Below are 20,133 nucleotides of genomic sequence, written 5' to 3' on the forward strand. Positions count from 1 at the left end.
AAAACCTTCAAAATCCTTGCTGAGCGATATCGTAACCGTGGCAAAAGATTGGGCTTAAGATTCAATTTAATTGCGGGAATCTATAATATGGAACTGAGTGAAAAATGACTTATGAAAGAAGTCTATTGGTTGAATAATAATTATATAAATAGAGTTAAGAATTTTTAAAATTTGATGTTATTAAATCTAATATTAGAGTGTTGTGTTAAGTTTATTTATTTGAATAGATTTGAAAAAAAATAAATAATGTAATCTACAGTATAGAAAATATACTGATTTTTATGGAATAATGTATAAATATGTGAACTAATATTATGTTTTGTTTTTTTATGTGCATTGGGTGGCGGGCGATATTTTGAATAATATAAAAAAGAACAGACTTCTTGCATCAATGACTCTATTGTTTTCGAGTAGTTTATATGCCTTTCCTTTACCTGGTAGTTATATTTCTAATATTGCATCTGGTGATTATGTTGATGAAACGGGCAGTACCTTAGTCGTCAATTCAAACCCTGTTTCGCTCGAAGTTCAAAAAATATTGGCACTGACATTGGTGCAAAATCAGCAACAACAAAGCACGATTGGTGGATTGGTAAATTTTCCACATGTTTTGACCAACACAGGTAATACTTCTGATCGCTATGCCTTAAGTTTGACTCATTCTGTGAGTGATGAGTTTGATTTAGCTTCTATTAAGGTTTATGCCGACCGTGATCAAAATGGTGTTCCAGATGATAATGTGGATTTACTGTTACCAAATTCATCGATTGATTTGAAGGCAGGGGAGTCACTTTCGATTGTCGCTGTTGGAACTGTACCGAGCTCTGTGCTTGCCAATCAAAAAAGTATTTTTGAGTTAAAAGCAACAAGCCAAACAACGAATACGATTGATGCACGTGTCAATGACACGGTTGCAGTAGTTGATGATGCTGTAATTTCAGTGGTAAAGGCTCAAGATAAAAGTCAAGGTAATGAACAAGAGCTTATCACCTATACCTTAACCTATCGAAATAACGGTACAGATACCGCTAAATTAACGATTACAGATTTACTGGATGATTCCTTAGAGTATGTGGAGAAAAGTGCTCATTGGAATCAGAATTCCATTGCGCTGACAGATAGTAATGATACCGAAAATGAAATTAATAAGGGCATCAGCTATCAATTACTTTCTGATCAGAAAACTATAAAAGCTGAAATTCAGTCAGTTCCACCATTGACCTCAGGCACATTGAGTTTTCAAGTTCGTGTAAAAAATACAGATAAAAATAAGATTCCGAATACTGCAAAATATACTTATGTAGGTGAGAAATCTAAAGTACCTTATAACCAAGATTCGAATACGGTCCACTATACGCTGTTGCCATCTTTGGGGGTTGTACTCAACAATAACCCTAACAGCAATAGTGATGCTGGTAATCCAAATGTGGATCCAGACAACTTGTCGACCATTAATGAGTTAAAACCTGGTAAACAAGTTTTTTTCCAAAACTATGTTTGGAATAAGGGAAATATTACCGATGTTTATAATCTGAGTTATAGCACGGCAAATTTACCTGAATGTGCCCAAGTCCGCCTGTATCATAAAGATGGTAAAACCCTGCTGACCGATACCAATGGTGATGGTATCGTTGATACAGGTTCTTTGGCTAGTTCTGCTGTTAAAGAGATTCGTGTTGCTGTATTGGCATCTACGAGCTGCAATACTGAAAAGAGTAATATCGTCATAGATGTGGTCGCTACGTCTGTACTTTCAAGTGATATCTCTAACCCTACGCGCAATGTCATTACTAAATTAGTGGCCTCATCTTCAGAAAGTGATCTGTATAACTCAGATAACTCAGGTAAAGATGTTGGCAAAATTGACAACAATGGTAATGCATGGCTGAAAAAGTCAGTTTTGGATGGCAAAGTTGTATTTCCATTAATTGCCGAAAACAAGTCAACTCAAAGCAATAACTACAATTTATTTGCCTCTTTCTCAGCTATGGATATGCAAAATATTTCAGTTGTTACAGCCTCTGGTTTTACTGTGAAGTTTTATGAGGGGGATGCCACGTGTTCAAATTTGGGCAAACAAATTACCAATACTGGAACGATGGCAGCAGGGGCCACAAAGGCCTATTGTGCGGTCATTCAGGTTGATGCTTCTCAACAGAATTTTGTGAAACCCATCTGGTTTTCCATTCAATCGCCTGTAAATCAACAGGCCGACGTCATTAAAAATGAAATTTCGAGTAGTACTGCACGTCAGCTGATTTTAAGTAACGATCAGCAAGGTCAGGTGAGTGTTGGTGGTACGATTGTTTATGTTCATACTTTAAAAAATACAGGGACAATCACAGAGGGCGCTGACCAAGGCTCAGTTGTAAAACTAAAAGTGAATCCGCAGAAACCGGATGACAACTTTATTTACAGTCTTTATTACGATGTGAATAAAGATGGAAAAATTGATCCCTCTGATAAATTTATTGATGCAAATACAGATTTAAATTCACTTAGTGCTGGATTAGGTATTGCACCTGATCGAGATATTCAAATATTACTCAAGGTTCAAGCACCAGTCACAGCAACTCATGGGGTTGTGAGCGTCGCAGACCTTATCGTTGAGGCAGGAACTTTTGCCAATATTAAATTGGAAAATCTTAAAAATACGGATGTGACCACTGTATCAACATCTGCGATGCAACTGCTGAAATATCAAGTTAAAGCACCGACTTGCACGATGACATTTGATCCAGCCAATGTCACATCACTGAGCTTTAGTGCACAGCCTCTGATTATCAAACCGAATGAATGTGTCATTTATAAGTTAGAAGTTGAAAATAGAGGCTCGTCTATTGTCACGAATGTGCAGTTTCAGGACGCTGTTCCTGCTTATACCACATTAGTGGGCACACCATTTTTAGTACCTGCAGGTGTTAACGCTTCAACTGCAGCTAGTATTAAAGGGACCATTGCAAGTTTGTCATCTGGTCAAATGGCGAATATGTATTTCATGATTCGTGTGAACCCATAAGAGTAAAGGCTTTCAGAAATGTTTAAAGAAAAAATAATGGTTCGAAGCCTACGTTGGGCAATCTCTGGATTGTTGGGTTTAACTGTATCTACTGGAGTAATGGCTGAAACGTCAATGGTCATTAGTAATATGGCCACAGGTGAATATAAGGAAGAAGGTTCAACACTAGTTCAAACTTCGCGTTCAAACTTGGTGCAAACCACGATTATTCCAGCGTACAGTTTTACATTGGTGAATAATAATAATGTTTACGGCGTAGCCAATCAGCCAATTTATTTTAACCATGTGCTGACCAATACGAGTAATGCGAAGGACAGTTATAACTTAAGTATAGATAATATTTCAGGGCCTATATCCCAACCTGGTTATGCGGTTTACCTGGATAAAAATCGTGATGGCATACCAGATAATGATCAGCCCATCACCAATTATGCGCTCAATGCTGGAGAATCCATTGCATTGATTGTAAAAGCATTACTGGGTACAGCTGTAGCAAATGCGACAGGATCTTTAAGGCTTACAGCAACATCAAATCAATTGGGTACAGCTGGGGCGATTAGCAATACCGATACAGTCACTATTTCAGATAAAGCTGTAATGACGATTCGTAAAGCATTTAATAAAAGCACCGTCGTTGCAAATGATGAAGCAATCGTTCGTCTCACTTATTTTAATAATGGTACTGAAAGTGGTGAAGTAGACATCACGGATGTGTTAAATACAGCTGAATTGACTTATGTGAAAGGATCAGAAGTTTGGAATGGCCTTGCACTTAATCCATCGAACGTGGTTGGTGATGATCCAGCGGGTATTAATTATTATCTAGATACGGATAATAAAACCATTCGTGCAACAATCACCAAAGTTCCTGCGAATGCTCAGGGGTATATAGAGTTTAAAGTAAAGGTTGTAAAGCCTACACCAGGGCAAATTCCTAACGTTGCTCACCTTAACTATGATCATGATAAAGATACAGATACAGCTAAATTAACGACACAATCCAATACTGCTTATTTGGAAATTTTACCCGTGCATGGTGTGATTATTAATGCTGATGCTGGTTCGGCTTCAAATGCTAATGATATTGACAATAAAGGATCAGTCGCTACAGGTACAACAGTGCTGTTTAATAACTGGGTGTGGAATACAGGCAATGCCACTGACCGCTTTAATTTGACTTTGGGAACACATAATTTTCCAGCAGGAACTGTACTCGAGTTTTACCGTGAAGATGGTATAACTCCACTGTTTGATACTAATGGCGATGGGGTTGTTGATACGGGCTATCTGGCCGCAGGCGCGAGTTTGCCGATTGTTGTTAAAGCGATTTTCCCCAAAGATTACATAGACAACAGTAATACTGTATTTGCGGTGCATCCAAAGGCGCAGTCGATTGGTGATTTAAACAAAACAGATACTGTAATTGACCAAGTAAAATTAATCCAAAGCATAGTGTCTCGAACTGTTGATTTAATTAACCAGCCTGAAACAGCCAATAATGGTTTGGGCAATGGGGCAGTATCAAATAATGGCGCAGCATGGAAAACCTTGACGGGTGAAAATGGTCAAACAGTCACTTTCCCATTAAAGGTGACACATAGCGGTCTAGCAACAGCCTATCAGTTTAGTGCAGATGATGATGGTGTATTTAGCACTTTAAAATTACCCGTGGGTGTAACGGGTGTGCGTTATTTTGAAACAACAAATAACTGTAGCGCTTTAGGTAAAGAAATATCGTCTACGCGCCTTCTGCAAAATGGCGAGTCGCAAGTTTATTGTGCTGTTGTGAGTATTGATATCACAGCACAAGCGGCAACAACACAGATTTATTTTAGAGCGGCTTCTTCAGAGTTACCATCACCAAATGCGCAAAATGGCTACGACACGATTCACAACGCGATTAGTATTCGCTCAAAAAACAGCTCAGGTACGATTAGTTTAGATCCTGACTTGCGTGGGCAAATTGCACCTGGTGGCACCATTACCTATAGCCATATTTTAAAGCAATGGGGCGCTCAAACATTAAAGCTAACAGATAGCTTAACCGTTGAAAATGACCAGCAAGGTTTTATTACATCGCTATATTTTGATGCCAATGATAATGGCGTGCTCGATGCTAGCGATGTATTGATGACGAATCTATCTGTTGTTCCTGCATCTACGCTGGCAGAGAAAAAACCAATTCGTATTTTTGCCAAAGTCCAAAATTCATCTTATGGCACAGTTGGGGTAACCAATACCTCAGTTATTCGCTTAAAAGATGGCGCTACTGAACTGGATACCGCAACGGATATCACCACAATTACCACCTCACCTATGCGTTTAACCAAATTGCAGGCCAAAGATAATAATTGTGATGGCCAGGAAGAGGGGGCATTCACCACGAATGTTTTGCCGATTACTAAAAATACTGATGGTTCGGGACAGTGTGTGATTTATCAGCTCACCGTTAAAAATATGGGTGCGTCTGATATTGGCAAATTTACTTTTTATGATACGACGCCAGAAGCCATGGTGATGAGCAAAGCACCTGTATGTGCAGATTGTGATGCAGGCTCAATTGTAGCACCAGCAGTGGGGCAAAGCGGTGCAATTCAGGGTTCGGTCCCTGCGGTAAAAAGCGGTGCAAGCCATAGTTTGGAGTTTGGGGTGAAGTATGTGGGGAATTGAGTTGAAAAAAAATCTAGGAAAAAGTTGCATATTGGGGCTACTTTCTTGTATCGGTTTTACATCTGCATATTCAGCACCTTTAACTACTTCTATTGCTGATACTGCAACTCGTTTTGAAGTCATTGCTGTGGACACACCTTCAATACCAAAGGGGGGGAGTGGTGTACAAACAGCAAACGTTAAAAATTTTGGAGCTACGGCGACAGGTACTGTAGCAGAAGTGCGTGGTAGCCCCACATCAGGTGTGAGCATTACCAGTGTAGTTTGGGGAGACGGAACCCCATGTGCTTTAAGCAATCAAATATATCGTTGTGCTATTGGTACAGTCGGGAGTTCCTCGGCTTTTGATATTAAAATTACCTACGCTGTCAGTCAGAGTGCAGTGACGTCCACTTCTGTGCAACAAACCACAATAGCAGTTCGAAGTAATCAACCTGACTTGGGTAGTGGTGCAGGGGAAAGTATTCACCGAGTGTGGGGAAAAGAAGGGGATTCACAAACTAATGTCGCGGAGTATGGTGCATTTTGGGGGGGAAGAAATGCAAATGGCGCTTGTAGTAGTCTTGCGGCATGTGGTTCCTCTTCAGGGCAGGATACAAACATGTTGGGTTTTTGGCCAGCAACTCAAAAAAATCCACAAGGCCAGTATGTCAGAGCAGGCTCAAATTTGGAAAATGGAGATACATATCATTATGTCTCTTCAAATCATCAGCCAAACCCAACGTTTGAGACAATAATTGATAATTTAACAAACTCTAATTATAAGTCGGTTAAATTATCTACCAGCTCTCAAACAGGCAGAATTAATAATTTAAGGGTGTGGGAGTTTGAAACTTATGTTTATATTCCAGATGGCACAAGCCAAGTCAATTCCTGTATAGGTACTCAAAGGTCAATGATTGACGATGGTGCGTATATTATAATTCAAAAATCAAATAATGGCGTTTTAGGTACACCAGCAATACTATCAAATGCCAAAGAAAGTGTGAGGGTTGGTTGGAATTCAACGGATATTTACAATGTAAGTCATAGTTTATCTACAGGTGGGTACTATAAAGTTACTTATCGAATGGCGAACCGGAACACATTAGAAAAGTATTCTCAAGGTATGTATGGGCCTATTGGAATGTCATTTAATGGCGGGGCTTGTGATACCAGTGAATTACAAAAAATATTGGAAACAGGTTTCCCAACAAAAATTACAGTAACCGATAATGCTGACTTAGCGATTACTAAAACAGTAGATAAAGAAACGGCAAAAGTTGGTGACTTACTTACCTACACACTCAAAGTTTGGAATAAAGGATCAACTCCTGTAACAGGTGCTATAGTTACAGATAGTGTGGTCACTGATTTAGCTAGCGTACGAATAACATGTAAAGCGGTTGGAACGGCAACATGCCCGACTATGACCGCAATAAACACGACGAATTCTAATAATCGTAGTATTACCTTGGGGGTATTGCCTTTAGTTGGAAAAGACACCAATGGTAATGATGCCAATTATTTGGAATTTACTTTGACTGGTTTGGTGTATAAAGAACCATCAGGAATCACAATTTCAAATACCGCTTCTGTTGCCATGCCAACAGGATTGACAGAAGCAGATGAAGCAAACAATTCATCTACAGCCGAAACCACTATCATCAAAAATACGCCAGAGAATACTGGTAATGCTGCAAATATGTGTAATGGTAATCAATCTATTAACTTAATTACCGATACGGCTTTTAAGTCATATGATGCAAATCATGTTTTAACAACAAAGCCATATAAAATAAACCCAGCGGTAGAGCCTTATTCTGTTGCTTATGGTACAGGAACCAATGGTGCCTTACAGCTTCAAGGTAAAATTAATTGGTCTTATGGTAATCCTCGGGTAACAGGTTCAACTCTTAAAATTTATGTGAATGGTACGGCATACGCTGTATTGGTTACCCCAGGTACGAGTACAAATAGTGCTGCAACTTTTACAGCGTTAAATGGTGCTACGGTCACACCAGTAAGCTTCGAGCTTGGAAGCGCTTATACCGAGCCTACAGCAGTTAATTTTACTTTAACTTTGCCAACAAGCCTGACTGCTTCTGTAACTGATTTAAAAGTCGACTTTCAAAACATTAGTCCAAATAATGCTGCTAGTGATGCAGGGGATGACATTGGATTTAGCTTAAATAGTCTAAATGCATGCCTAAAACCAACTGTTGAGTTGAAAAAAGTATCTACAGGCGGTACAGGTTCTTTTGAATTTGACAGTTTTAGTAACTTATCAGCTAACGCTTCATATCAGATTCAAAGCGGTGAAGTTGTTACGACAGTCACTGGTGAACCGCAAAGTATTCGTCTTAAAAACTCAAGCTCAGCTACAGAATCAGGTTTTACTACACCTGTATATGCCAATGCTGGCCAAGACGTTTTATTTAAAGAAAAACTAGATGCTTTATATAGCTTGCGTAGCGTGACATGCCTAGACAGCAATGCAATAAACAGTGGAAATAGCAGCTCAGCATTGAATGCAACACTGTCTGGCAATAGCGTAACCATCTCGAAAGACAATTTGAAATTTGGTGCCAAACTTGTTTGTACAGTAACCAATGACAAGAAAGCTGGCTATGTATTTAGTGGTCGCGTATTTAATGACAATAGTGGCTCTACAAAAGATGCATCTAAAGCCTATAACGGAAGTGTAGATACTGGTGAAGTTGGTATCGCGGGCAGTCAAATTGAACTGCAAAACTGTAGTACAAAAGCTGTTTGGGCATCGACGATTACAAATGCAAATGGTGAGTTTTCAATTCAAACACTGCAAGAAGTATTTGATGCTAATAATCGTGTTTGCCTCGTACAAAAGAATGTAGCTGACTATCAGTCTGTAAGTACTAACAAGTCTGCATCCGTGACTGCAACGGCGGATGCAAGCTTTGATTTATTTACCATCACTAAAAATGCAAATGCAAATACTTACGATGGCTTCTTATTTGGTGACGCACAGCTTCAGCTGATTTTGACTCAAAATGGTCAAAAAAATATTGCTGCTGGTGATGTTGTTGAATATCCACATGAAATTATTTCAAAAAGTGTACATAAGCTTGGTACGTTAAATTTATCTAACCAGCAGCAACCAGCAATAGATCCAGTTTGGCAAAGTCTTATTTATTATGATGCCAACTGTAATGGTGCTGTGGATGCTGGTGAAAAATCTTATGAGCTAGCCCTACAAAGCGCGCCACTTTCGGCACCGATTTTACCTGAACAAAAAATCTGTTTGGTTCAGCGTGTAATGTCACCTTCAAATGCGAAAGCAGGTGACAGCTTAAGTGCGCAATTCTCAGTGAAGCATACACCCACGATGAGCGAGGGTGTTACAAGCTCATCAAATTCTGTTCGAGATATCACCACTGTTGGTTCTGCAGGTTTAGATCTCGTAAAAAGTGTCCGAGAAGTAAAGTCTTGTCCTTCTACAAGTACAGATACAGCCACTTTTGTCAAAAGCAACATTTTGACCAAAGTCCAAAATAAAGAGAGCTATTTGGAATACCAAATTAGCTATACCAATAACTCAGCCAAAAATTTAGTAGATGTTGTACTTAAAGATGCAGTGCCATTGGGTACATCACTAAAGAGTATGTGTACTGGGGGGGATTGCACTACTGTAGATAGTGCTACTCCGCTGAGTTGGAATATTGCAGGGGTATTAGCACCTCGTGCAACGGGTACAGTCCGTTTTTGTGCACAAGTAGAGTAGTTTTTTAAATAATATTGTACTCAGCACAATTGGGTTGAGTGCAATTTACCTTAGAAAACACATTATGTACTTTGTAAAAAAATGAACAATAAGTAATTAATTTGTTTAAAAAATGTTTAATTTTATAGTTGAATTGATATAAAATTGTGACAAACATAACCAAAATGTAATTTTAATTGAAATGGATCGAAATATGTTGAAGGCAAATATCGTGCTAAAAGGGCTAACACTTAGTCTATTAATGGGCTTGACTACAACTCAGGTCGCTATGGCTGAAAGTAAAGTCAAAGAGCCTGTATCTATTCAGCTCAAAGCATTTAAAAAAACAGTCGATAACAAAGGCAATGCCCAGTTTATTGCGTCAGATGTGACCAAACCAAAAGATATTATTGAATATCGTGCAACGTATACGAATAACACGGCTGGAACCATTAAAGGTTTGAAAGCAACGTTACCGATTCCTGCGGACACGCAATATACAGGTACAAGTACACCAGCAGGCGCCTTTGCAAGTACAGATGGCATTAACTTCGCAGTAGCGCCACTGAAAAAAACAGTAAATGGCAAAACCGTGAACGTTCCGCTAAAGGACTACCGCGCTTTGCAGTGGCAGGTGGCAGAACTGCCATCTAAAAAATCTGTGACGGTAACAGCACAGACCAAAGTGAATTCTGTAAACGAATAATTTTTTTATTACTTTTTAAGCAACATAAACATAACCATTTGGGGTCGGGGCAAGTATGTCAAATCCAATACAAACACTTAAGCGTAACAGCTTATCTTTGTCTATCGCGACAGCGTTGGGCGGTCTAGCTTTAGTTTCTACAGGTGCTCAAGCAGCTGCACCTGCAGCGGGCACAAACATTAGTAACATTGCAACAGCAACATATAGCGATGGTTCAACTACACGCACAGTAACGTCAAACGAAGTAAAAACGACAGTTACTCAAGTAGGTAGCTTCCGTTTAGTACAGAGTGTGACGACTTCTGCCAACCAAAACTCAGAAGTACAGTTCCAACATACTTTATATAACGATGGTAACGGTACAGATACGTTTACGATTGATTTGATAAACTTGAAAACTGGTGATGACTGGGATTTTAGTAATATTAAAGTCTTCCTAGACACAGATGGTGATGGTAAAGCGGATTCAAATACACCATTGACATTGGGTGCATCAGGTACTGTTGTGACTGTAGCTGCTGGTGGCAAAGTCAACTTGATCGTGGTTGCAACAACTGCTGGTGGCGTATCAAATGCGACTGCTGGTAAGTTAGAACTCAGTGCAACAAGTAAAATTATTTCTGCAGATACCACAGCGACTACAGCAGATAAGACTAAATCAAATACTGATACAGCAACCATTACAGCTGGCGCAGTCTTTGCTGTAGAGAAAAAAGCTTCAGTGAATGAAGTGAATGTTAAAACTGCTGCTCAAAAAATTGAATACACTTTATCTTACCGTAACAAAGGTAATGATAAAGGTGATTTGGTTATTGAAGATACCTTAAATACCAATCTTGAATTTGACTCAGCAAAACATGTTGTCAAGCTGAATGGTTCGCTACTATCTTCTACGGTATCTACTACAGCAAGCTACTATAAATATGATTCAGGCACAAAAAAATTAACTTTTGTGATCAAAAGTGTAGAGCGTAATACTGACGGTAACATTACCTTTGAAGCAGACGTAAAAGCAGGCACAGCTCCAGGTACTGTACCCAACACCGCAATGTATGACAGCGATGGTCCAGATACATCAGGCAACACTGTTTCAGATGTACCTACGAACAATACTGAAATTAAAGTTCTTTCAAGCAATACTGGTGTGATTAACGATAGTGCAACGACTAAAACACCACAAGGTGTTGATGATACTATTACTGCAGCGTCAGTTGCGCAAGGCAGTAGTGTGAAATTCGGTTCTGGTGCTCTAGAGGTGATCTATGTACACAACAATGGCGATACAACAGATACCTTTACTGTTGAATTAGATGCTTTATCTAATTTACCAGTAGGTACAACAGTTACGTTCTTGCAGCCAAATGGCACGCCACTTACGTCTACTGTAGGCAATGCAAAAGATACAGGACCAATTGCTGTAGGTGGAAGCTATCAGTTGATTGCTGTTGTGAACTTACCGCCAGAGTTCAGTGGCACAAAGGTGAATGAAAAGGATATTCAAGCTGTTGTAAAAATCACCTCAACGAAAGACGCGTCACAAACTGACCCAATTACTTTAAAAATCTCAGAAGTGACTAAAAATTCTGTCGATTTAAGTAATGGTAAGGGTAACAAAGACGGTAAAGATGATGCCAGTGAAAAAACAGGTGAAGGCCAAAATACAAGCTATATCGTAGACAAGATTACAACTAATCCTGGTCAAACGGTAACTTTCCCAATTGCTGTGACCAACCATGGTTCAAGCACAGATAACTATAACCTGACAACTGATCTTCCATCAGATTGGAAAGTTGAGTTCTTTACAGCAGATAAGGATGGGAAATGCACAGGTACAGCACCAATTTCTAACACGGGTGATGTAGAGCCAGGCGTCGCTAAAACTCAATATTTCTGTGCAAAAGTGACTCCTCCAGCAAATGCACCAGCTGGTGACAAAGACATTACATTTACGGTTACATCTGTAGCGACAAAACTTTCTGACACAATGAAAGACCAAGTTGTGGTAAATGCTGTGCGCAATTTAACCTTAGTGACTGGTCAGGAAAGTTCAGTAGCACCAGGCGGTACAGTGACCTATGAACATACATTAACCAACCTTGGTAATGTCACTGAAGGTTCAGCTGCTGGCACACTTTACTTAGACATTACACAAGATGATGCAACTGCTGGCTTTACGACGACTGTATATGTAGATACTAATAGCAATGGCGTACTAGATTCTGCTGATGTGGTATTAACTGCTGCTAAAAAAAATGACTTAGGTGCTGCGCTTGCAGGTCTAGCTCAGAACGAAAGCGTTAAGTTGTGGGTAAAAGTTCAGGCGCCAAGTACAGCGACGAATGGTTTGGTTGATGTTTCAACAATCAAGGTATATGCAGACGGTAAAATTTCAACGATTGATCCAGCTGCTGCGGTTTCAAACAAAGACCGTACTACAGTGACTGCTGGTCAAGTTCGTTTAGAGAAAACTCAAGCGCTTGATGCTAATTGTGACGGAACATCGGTTGGTACATTTGGTACGGCAACCTTGGCTGCTAAACCAGGTGAATGTGTTGTTTACCAAATTAAGGCAATTAATGATGGTAAAGCTGAAGTAACTAACGTTCAAATTACTGATGCTGTTCCTGCTTATACGACAGGAAAATCGCCAACTACAGCTACGAATATTTCTTTCGTACCTGCATCTACAGAGACACCGGCACCAACTTATACATTAAATGGCAAACAACTCTCTGTTAGTCCGTTTAAATTACAGCCAAATCAAAATGCGATATTACAATTCACTGTTGAAGTAGATAAGTAATTGAAAATTTAGGTTCTTAATCTTTTAAGTTTGTAGATAAGCATGAACTTCGGTTCGTGCTTATCTTTGATTCTTTATTTTTATTATTAAAATTTTTTTGGGGTATTGTCGTGTTTATGCGAATTGAGCCAGTCAATAGCAGACATATTGCACTTGTATTCACTACTTTGGCTTCGTCCATTGTTTTGGTGAATGAAAGCTATGCCTCTATGCCAGCGGCTGGTATCACGATCAGCAATACCGCCTATGCCAGTTATACCACCCCAGATGGTGGATTCATTAAAAACTCCCCATCCAATACTGTAGGTGTGACCATTACGCCATTGTATGTGATTGGGCTAAGCACACCACCTTTACAAGAAGTCGATGCAGGCTCAAAAGTCATTTGGTTAAATGAACTCAGAAACGACAGTAATGCACCTGTAGATGTATTGTTGGATCGTTTGAGTCACCCAGATTTAAGTAATGTTAAGATATACCTAGATAGTAATGGCAACGGACAGTTCGACAGTTCCGATCTGGTTATTACAGATAAAATTCCACTCCAAATAGGTGAAACAGTTAACCTATGGGTTGTGGCTGATACTTCTGCGACTTTAAAAGATAAACAACAGGTTGATTTACCGATACGAGCGTATACGGTACAAGATACGACAGCAGAAGCAAAAGCGACCGATTCACTCATTAGCTATATTCCACAACTGATTGCGACAAAAACAGTAGATAAGCAAAAATTTGAACCTGCTGCAGGTCAGTCTTATGACCTTACATATAAATTAGAAGTTAAAAATAATTCGGCAAAAAACTCAGGATTAACCACGATTAATGTGGATGGGGTTTCCACGCAGGCTGTTCTGCTTGTAGATGAGTTACCTGCCAACACAGTATTTAAATCTGCAAAACCTGCCAACTCGAATGCAATTGTGCTCTACAAGTCTGGCAATAATAGCTATACCAAGCAGATTCCTACCAATAAAGATGCCATCAATGAGCTTGTGGTGGCTTATCCGCAAGCCTTAGCAGGGAATGCAACAGAGGCTGTTGAATTGGTTGTCACCATGAACTCGAATATTTCGAGTACCACATTAACTAACCGCTTTAGTGTGGAACATGGGACAGCAACGGGAATTAAAAAAACCATATCAAATGATGCGATTACCCAAGTGGGTGGACACTCAGATGTTTCAAATAATACAGGGGATTACTCAAGTATTATTGGGACAGGCAGTCTCAAAAAACCTTTGTTTATTTCTGCTTCGAGCGCCGTATGTAATGCAACACGCACAACGCTAGATAAAGTAAAAATTAAAGTTGTATCGAATACGACAGGCGATACAGAGTATGTTGAGGCTGTTGAAACAGGCTTAAATACAGGCGTATTCCGCTTTGAATTGCCAACAGAAGAAAACACCAGCCCGAACTCTGGCGACTTTGTATTACAAACGGTCAAGCGCGATAAAGTCTTGATTAGTCTAACGGACTGTTTAGACGAAAATGGCAACTCAACAAAGACCATTACAGACGTTAATGCAGATGTTTTAATTGACCCTTATGGGGTTGTATTTGATGCTAAAACTGGATTACCTGTTGCGGGCGCAACCATTACTTTACGTGATGTAAATGGTCAACCGATTGGAAACAATGTTGCATTCCGTATAGATGAAAAAACGGGTCAATTGATTGCAATACCCGCGACCCAAATTACGGATAGTAATGGACAATTTATTTATCCTTTGGTAATTCCTGGTACATATAGCTTTCATGTAGATACCAGTACAATTCCGGGGGGTACGAGTTATACCTTTACCAGTGACAAGACCATTTACAATGATTTTGGAAGCCGTCCAGTTGACTCGAGTTGGTCTTATGGGGGGAACTTTAGCCTGAAAACAGGTGATGCTGCGTTAAATATTGATATTCCAATTGATCCGCTTGCAACACCATCTGTAAATAATCGTTTGGTGGTCAAAAAAGAAGTCAGTGGCAGTAAGTCTGCTGAGATTGGTGACTTTAAAGACTATATCGTTACGGTTGCGAATAAAGGCAATACCACATTGTACGATGTGGATATGAAAGATACCTTACCACGTGGTTTAGTCTATGTGACTGGAACTACACGTGTGAATAGCAAAAAAGCCAGTGATCCTGAAGGTGGGAAAGGGCCTTATTTATCATTTGGTTTAGGTACACTGACACCACAACAAGAAATGAAGGTGCAATACCGCGTTTATATTGGTCCAAATGCATTAAGTGGTGATGGCATTAACCGTGCTTATGCAAAAGATCAATTAGGGACAACTTCCAATGAAGCTCAAGCACAGCTAAAAATTTCTCCTGGGGTATTTAGTACTGATGGTTTTGTTGTTGGTAAGGTATTTACAGACTGTAATCGTAACGGCGTTCAAGATGTAGGTGAAGCAGGTGTTCCGGGCATCCGTATTTATATGGAAGACGGGACTTTTGCAGTGACTGATCGTGAAGGAAAATATAATTTCTACGGTGTAAAAGCAATTACACACGTTTTGAAATTAGATACCACGACTTTGCCAGCAAATGCTGAGATGGTACTCATTAATAACCGTCAGGCAGGTGATCCTGGAAGCCGTTTTGTAGACATTAAACGTGGTGAATTACACCGCGCAGATTTTGCGATTACAGACGGCATGGGACAATGTAGTCAGCCTTTGTCAGATCAAATTGATGAGCGTAAAAAAAATATAGACGCGCAATTAGATGCTTTGGAACAGGCGATACGTGCAGATTTAAGTGTTGATCCTATTACAAACTATGTTTCTGATGTACAGGGTCAGCCTTCGAGTGGATGTATTAGTGCAAACGGTGCATCTGCAAATTGTAATATTGAATATAAAAAAGATCATGTCCGCGAAGTTAAAACAGTACAGATCGAACCCATTAAAGCACCAGTGATTTTAGATTTAGAACAGGAATTACAGCGTTCTGAATCCAATCATTTGCATATCTTAAATTTAAAAGAGCAACAAGTACTTCCTGCGACCCAAACGACTGTGCAGTTAAAAGGGGTATATGGAACTGATATTCAATTGTTTGTAAACGATGTCAAAGTCGATGAAAAGCGTATTGGTAAAAAAGCAGTTAATGTTGATGCTGCGGTGGCTGGTTTTGATTTTATTGGTGTCGCGCTTAAGCCGGGTAAAAATGAAATAGAAGCACGTCAGTATGACAATTGGGGCAACATCCGTGAGCGCAATAAAGTTACTGTGATTGCTCCGGGTAATATGTCTAAGTTGGATACCCAAGTTGTTGAACCGAATGTATATGCCAACGGCAAAGATGTATTTCAAGTTCTGGTCAAAATTACCGATGAAGAAGGTACGCCGATTGCCTCTCGTACCCCAATTAATATTGAATCAAGCATAGGTGTTGTTCAGCTTAAAGACCTAGATCCAAATAAGCCAGGAATCCAAGTTTTTGCTGAAGGTGGCTCAATTGTTGTTCCTGTGCTTGCTCCAACAGAAGCAGGGGAAGGTGTTCTCAGAATTAGTAGCGGTGTGTATGAATCGAACATCCCCGTTCGCTTTCTTGCAGAGCTCCGCCCAATGCTTGTGGCAGGTATTATAGAAGGCTCATTTGCGCTCAATAATTTTGATCCAAAAGAATTATCAAAATCTTCAACTCAAGATGGTTTTGAAGAAGAATTAAATGATATTTCAAGTTCAGCGGATGGTACACATTCGGCACGTGGACGAGCAGCATTTTTCTTAAAAGGTAAGGTCCGTGGTGATTATCTACTCACCATGGCGTATGACTCTGCCAAATCAGATAATCAGCGTTTATTCCGTGATATTCGCCCTGATGAATATTACCCAGTTTATGGTGATGCTTCTGCCAAAGGGTTTGATGCGCAGTCGACCAGTAAGTTTTATGTTCGCGTTGATAAAGGTCGCTCATACGCAATGTATGGCGATTATGTTACCCGTACAGAAAATGCAGAAGGCCTATCACTTGGGCAATACAGCCGATCGCTTACAGGTGTTAAATCTACAGTAGAAGGTGATCGCTATAAACTGAGTGGTTTTGCTTCACGTACGAGTACGACACAAGTTGTCAATGAATTACGTGCTATGGGCGTTTCTGGGCCATACTCACTTGGTATTAGTGCTGATGAAGTGCTCGAAAATAGTGAAAAAATTGAAATTATTGTTCGAGATCGGAACAATCCAGGTTTAATTATTTCACAACAAACCTTATCGCGTTTCAGTGACTATGAAGTTGATAGTTATAGCAATAGTATCTATCTTACTACGCCTTTGAGTAGTGTCGATCAAGACCTGAATCCTGTGTATTTAAGGATTACCGTTGAAACCGATAAAGGCGGTGATGAATATACAGTGGCTGGGGTAAATGGCTCACTTAAACTGACTGAGAAATTGAGTGTAGGTGGTTCATATATTCAAAATGAAGATCCAGTTGATGAAGAAAAAATAGCCAGTTTAAATACGGTTATTAATGTAAATTCAAAGACTAAATTGATTGCTGAATATGCATATTCAGAACACGATTCAATTAATTTAGACAGCTTAACCAATGTCAATGCATCCAAAGGTGTAGACACGCCTACAGATGGTACGGCAGGTCGTGTTGAGCTGGATTATAAAGATAAGAATATTGAAGTAAGAGCCTATCATCATCAAGCGGATGAAGGATTTAAAAATGCGGCCTCTTCAATTAGCTCTGGCCGTAAAGAAAGTGCAGTCAAGCTAAGTGCACGTGTAGATAAGTTAGGTGTTATTCGTCTTGAAGCATTGCGTACAGAAGATATCGCAAATGCGGGTATACGTAATGGTGTGAGTGCAACAATTGAGCGTGCCATCAACCGTATATTAAGTGCAGAGCTTGGTGTGCGTTATTATGATGAGACCATTGCAGCTGCAAGTGAATCAACGTCTACAGTATCTACGCCTTATAATGGCACGACGATTCGTTCTAAGCTCAAAGCTAGCCTGCCATTTAATGGAACAAGTGTATTTGCGGAATATGAGCAAGATGTTGCGGACAGTGAACGCAAAGTCTTTGCACTTGGTGCAGATACCAATGTTTATAACAATGTACATGCATACGCGCGCCATGAATTTATTTCGAGTATTGGCGGTTTATATGAGTTGAATGACTCACAAAGCCGGAATACGACAGTATTTGGTTTAGACAGTCAGTACATGCGAGATGGTTCGGTATTTAGTGAATACCGCGTGCGTGATGGCATGAGTGCACGTGAAGCTGAAGCTGCTATGGGGGTACGTAACCGCTGGCAGTTAAAAGAAGGCTTATTCTTTAATACCAGCTTTGAAAAAGTTAAAGTGATTGAAGGTGACAATAAAGATTCACTTGAATCAACCGCTGCGACTTTAGGTATTGAGCACCTGAGTAATCCACGTTGGAAAAATGTTGCACGTTTAGAAGGGCGTTGGGCAAGTCAGTCAAATAGCTACTTAAATACGCTAGGCACAGCGTACAAACTAACCGATGAAGTAACGCTTCTTGCTAAGAATGTACTGAACTATACAGATAACAAAGCAAAAGATTCTGGCGATCGATTTATCAACCGCTTCCAATTGGGTGCTGCATATCGCGATGTACAAACCAACCGCTTTGATGCGCTCAGTAAAATAGAACATCGTTATGAAAATAATGAAACCACTTTAAGCGCTCCATACGAACGTAGTGCATATATTTTATCGACGCACCTTAACTACCATCCTGTCCGTGATATTCATTTATCTGGACAGTATGCAGTGAAATATCTAGATGAAACTTATGGTTTTATTCAAACCAGTGGTATGACACAAATGCTCAATACACGTTTTATGTATGACATTAGCGAGCGTTGGGATGCGGGTGTGAATACTGGTGTGATGTGGAATAACGTATCTGATGGTATTCGCTATCTTGCAGGGGTAGAAGTGGGGTATTTACTGGCAACCAATTTATGGGTGTCAGGTGGCTATAACTTTATTGGTTATCACGACAAAGACCTCACGGATGGTGAAACCACTATGGATGGAACTTATTTTAGATTCCGATTCAAATTTGATGAAAACTTATTGAATCGAAAAAATAAGTTCGTCAACAAAGCATTGGAGCCAAAATAATGTCAGTTTTAAAATCAAAAATGATGATGTTAATTGGCTGCTTGATGACATCTGGTGCGATGGCGACCGAAGTAGAGCCATATAGCAAAGCGAATGCACAACAATTAAAGCAATCTATTAATGAGCGTATTGCTACAACGACCTCTGGGATTGAGCGTTATCAGTTGGCAAAAGCTGAAGCTTGGTTGAGTTATGCTAATCATGAGTATAGCGAACGCGGATTTACATCAGCAGGTAAAGAGGCTTATGTGCAGGCTAACCAACTTGTTGAGCCGTCCAATATCAATTTAGTGACGCAAATTATTTCGCCTTCACAGGTGATGCGCCGTGATTTGTGGTGGCAAATTGAATATTTAAAGCAACGTGGTGCTTTGGATGCTGAGCCTCAAGCGTTGGCCAATGCCGAGGTCATGTTGGTTTGGGCTGCTGCTGAGTATTGTGAGTTGGGATGGCGTCATGCGCGTGAGCATTTTATAAGTGCTGAACGTCAATTGCAAAAAGTGATTTATGCTTTGCCTGAAGAAAAGCCGTACCTGAATTGGAGCGAGGCAGAAGTCCCTGAGTTATCTGCATTGAATGGCAAAGGCTGTCATGGCGTAAACCCAGATGTATGGCCATTAAAGCCTAAAACATCTGTAGAACCTGAAGTGATTGAGGTTGCTTTACCTAATGTTGTGGTTGAAAATATTGTACATTTTGCGGTAGATCGGGCGGTATTAAATGCAGAAGGCAAAGGTGTTTTGGAGCGAATTGCAAGTATTTTGGCTGAATATCCTGATATGAGTATTACTCTAAAAGGGTATACCGATAGCCGTGCCAGCGTCGCTTATAACATTGCGTTATCTCAACGCCGTATCGATGCAGTGCGTGACTATCTCCTTGAAAAAGGGGTAAATGCGAGTCGAATTACTGCAGAGGCAAAAGGGAAAGTCGAACTGCAGGATGATCAGCAGATTGAGATGGCTCATGCAAAAAGCCGTCGAGTCGTGGTGTATTTTAACGATGCCGAGACGAATTCAATTACTGTACAGCCTCAATGGCGAGACTTGCAAATTGAGCACTGACCGTATGTTTTTGCATAAAAAA

The 20,133-nt window shown here is 39.9% G+C and carries 7 protein-coding genes and 1 pseudogene; all 8 read left to right on the forward strand.

Annotated features, from left to right (window positions below; all coding sequences use genetic code 11):
- Nucleotides 1-108: pseudogene (locus tag DYI81_RS12280) on the forward strand (IS5/IS1182 family transposase); the annotation flags it as partial.
- Between the two features lie 283 nt (nucleotides 109-391).
- Nucleotides 392-3,019, forward strand: coding sequence for a DUF11 domain-containing protein (locus DYI81_RS12285; RefSeq protein ID WP_117007670.1), 2,628 nt, complete (start codon nucleotides 392-394; stop codon nucleotides 3,017-3,019).
- A gap of 36 nt (nucleotides 3,020-3,055) precedes the next feature.
- Nucleotides 3,056-5,689, forward strand: coding sequence for a hypothetical protein (locus DYI81_RS12290; RefSeq protein ID WP_147316034.1), 2,634 nt, complete (start codon nucleotides 3,056-3,058; stop codon nucleotides 5,687-5,689).
- Nucleotides 5,676-9,431, forward strand: a complete 3,756-nt coding sequence (locus DYI81_RS12295) for a DUF11 domain-containing protein (protein ID WP_117007672.1) — start codon at nucleotides 5,676-5,678, stop codon at nucleotides 9,429-9,431. The genes DYI81_RS12290 and DYI81_RS12295 overlap by 14 nt, the downstream gene beginning before the upstream one ends.
- 193 nt (nucleotides 9,432-9,624) lie before the next feature.
- Nucleotides 9,625-10,116 (forward strand): hypothetical protein, encoded by a 492-nt coding sequence (locus DYI81_RS12300; protein ID WP_106986443.1) that lies wholly within the window; start codon nucleotides 9,625-9,627, stop codon nucleotides 10,114-10,116.
- Between the two features lie 55 nt (nucleotides 10,117-10,171).
- Nucleotides 10,172-12,919 (forward strand): NEW3 domain-containing protein, encoded by a 2,748-nt coding sequence (locus tag DYI81_RS12305; protein ID WP_117007673.1) that lies wholly within the window; start codon nucleotides 10,172-10,174, stop codon nucleotides 12,917-12,919.
- A gap of 116 nt (nucleotides 12,920-13,035) precedes the next feature.
- Nucleotides 13,036-19,047, forward strand: coding sequence for an SdrD B-like domain-containing protein (locus tag DYI81_RS12310; RefSeq protein WP_240627411.1), 6,012 nt, complete (start codon nucleotides 13,036-13,038; stop codon nucleotides 19,045-19,047).
- Nucleotides 19,047-20,111 (forward strand): OmpA family protein, encoded by a 1,065-nt coding sequence (locus DYI81_RS12315; RefSeq protein WP_117007674.1) that lies wholly within the window; start codon nucleotides 19,047-19,049, stop codon nucleotides 20,109-20,111. Before DYI81_RS12310 ends, DYI81_RS12315 begins: the two co-directional genes overlap by 1 nt.
- The last annotated feature ends 22 nt before the right edge of the window (nucleotides 20,112-20,133 follow it).

Origin of the sequence: Acinetobacter sp. SWAC5 (assembly GCF_003419885.1) — a bacterium.
Taxonomy (GTDB): domain Bacteria; phylum Pseudomonadota; class Gammaproteobacteria; order Pseudomonadales; family Moraxellaceae; genus Acinetobacter; species Acinetobacter cumulans.

Bases quoted from the DNA above. Each gene is read 5' to 3' on its own strand.
- DYI81_RS12285 (WP_117007670.1), top strand. From the start codon at position 392: ATGACTCTATTGTTTTCGAGTAGTTTATATGCCTTTCCTTTACCTGGT.
- DYI81_RS12290 (WP_147316034.1), top strand. From the start codon at position 3,056: ATGGTTCGAAGCCTACGTTGGGCAATCTCTGGATTGTTGGGTTTAACT.
- DYI81_RS12295 (WP_117007672.1), top strand. From the start codon at position 5,676: ATGTGGGGAATTGAGTTGAAAAAAAATCTAGGAAAAAGTTGCATATTG.
- DYI81_RS12300 (WP_106986443.1), top strand. From the start codon at position 9,625: ATGTTGAAGGCAAATATCGTGCTAAAAGGGCTAACACTTAGTCTATTA.
- DYI81_RS12305 (WP_117007673.1), top strand. From the start codon at position 10,172: ATGTCAAATCCAATACAAACACTTAAGCGTAACAGCTTATCTTTGTCT.
- DYI81_RS12310 (WP_240627411.1), top strand. From the start codon at position 13,036: ATGCGAATTGAGCCAGTCAATAGCAGACATATTGCACTTGTATTCACT.
- DYI81_RS12315 (WP_117007674.1), top strand. From the start codon at position 19,047: ATGTCAGTTTTAAAATCAAAAATGATGATGTTAATTGGCTGCTTGATG.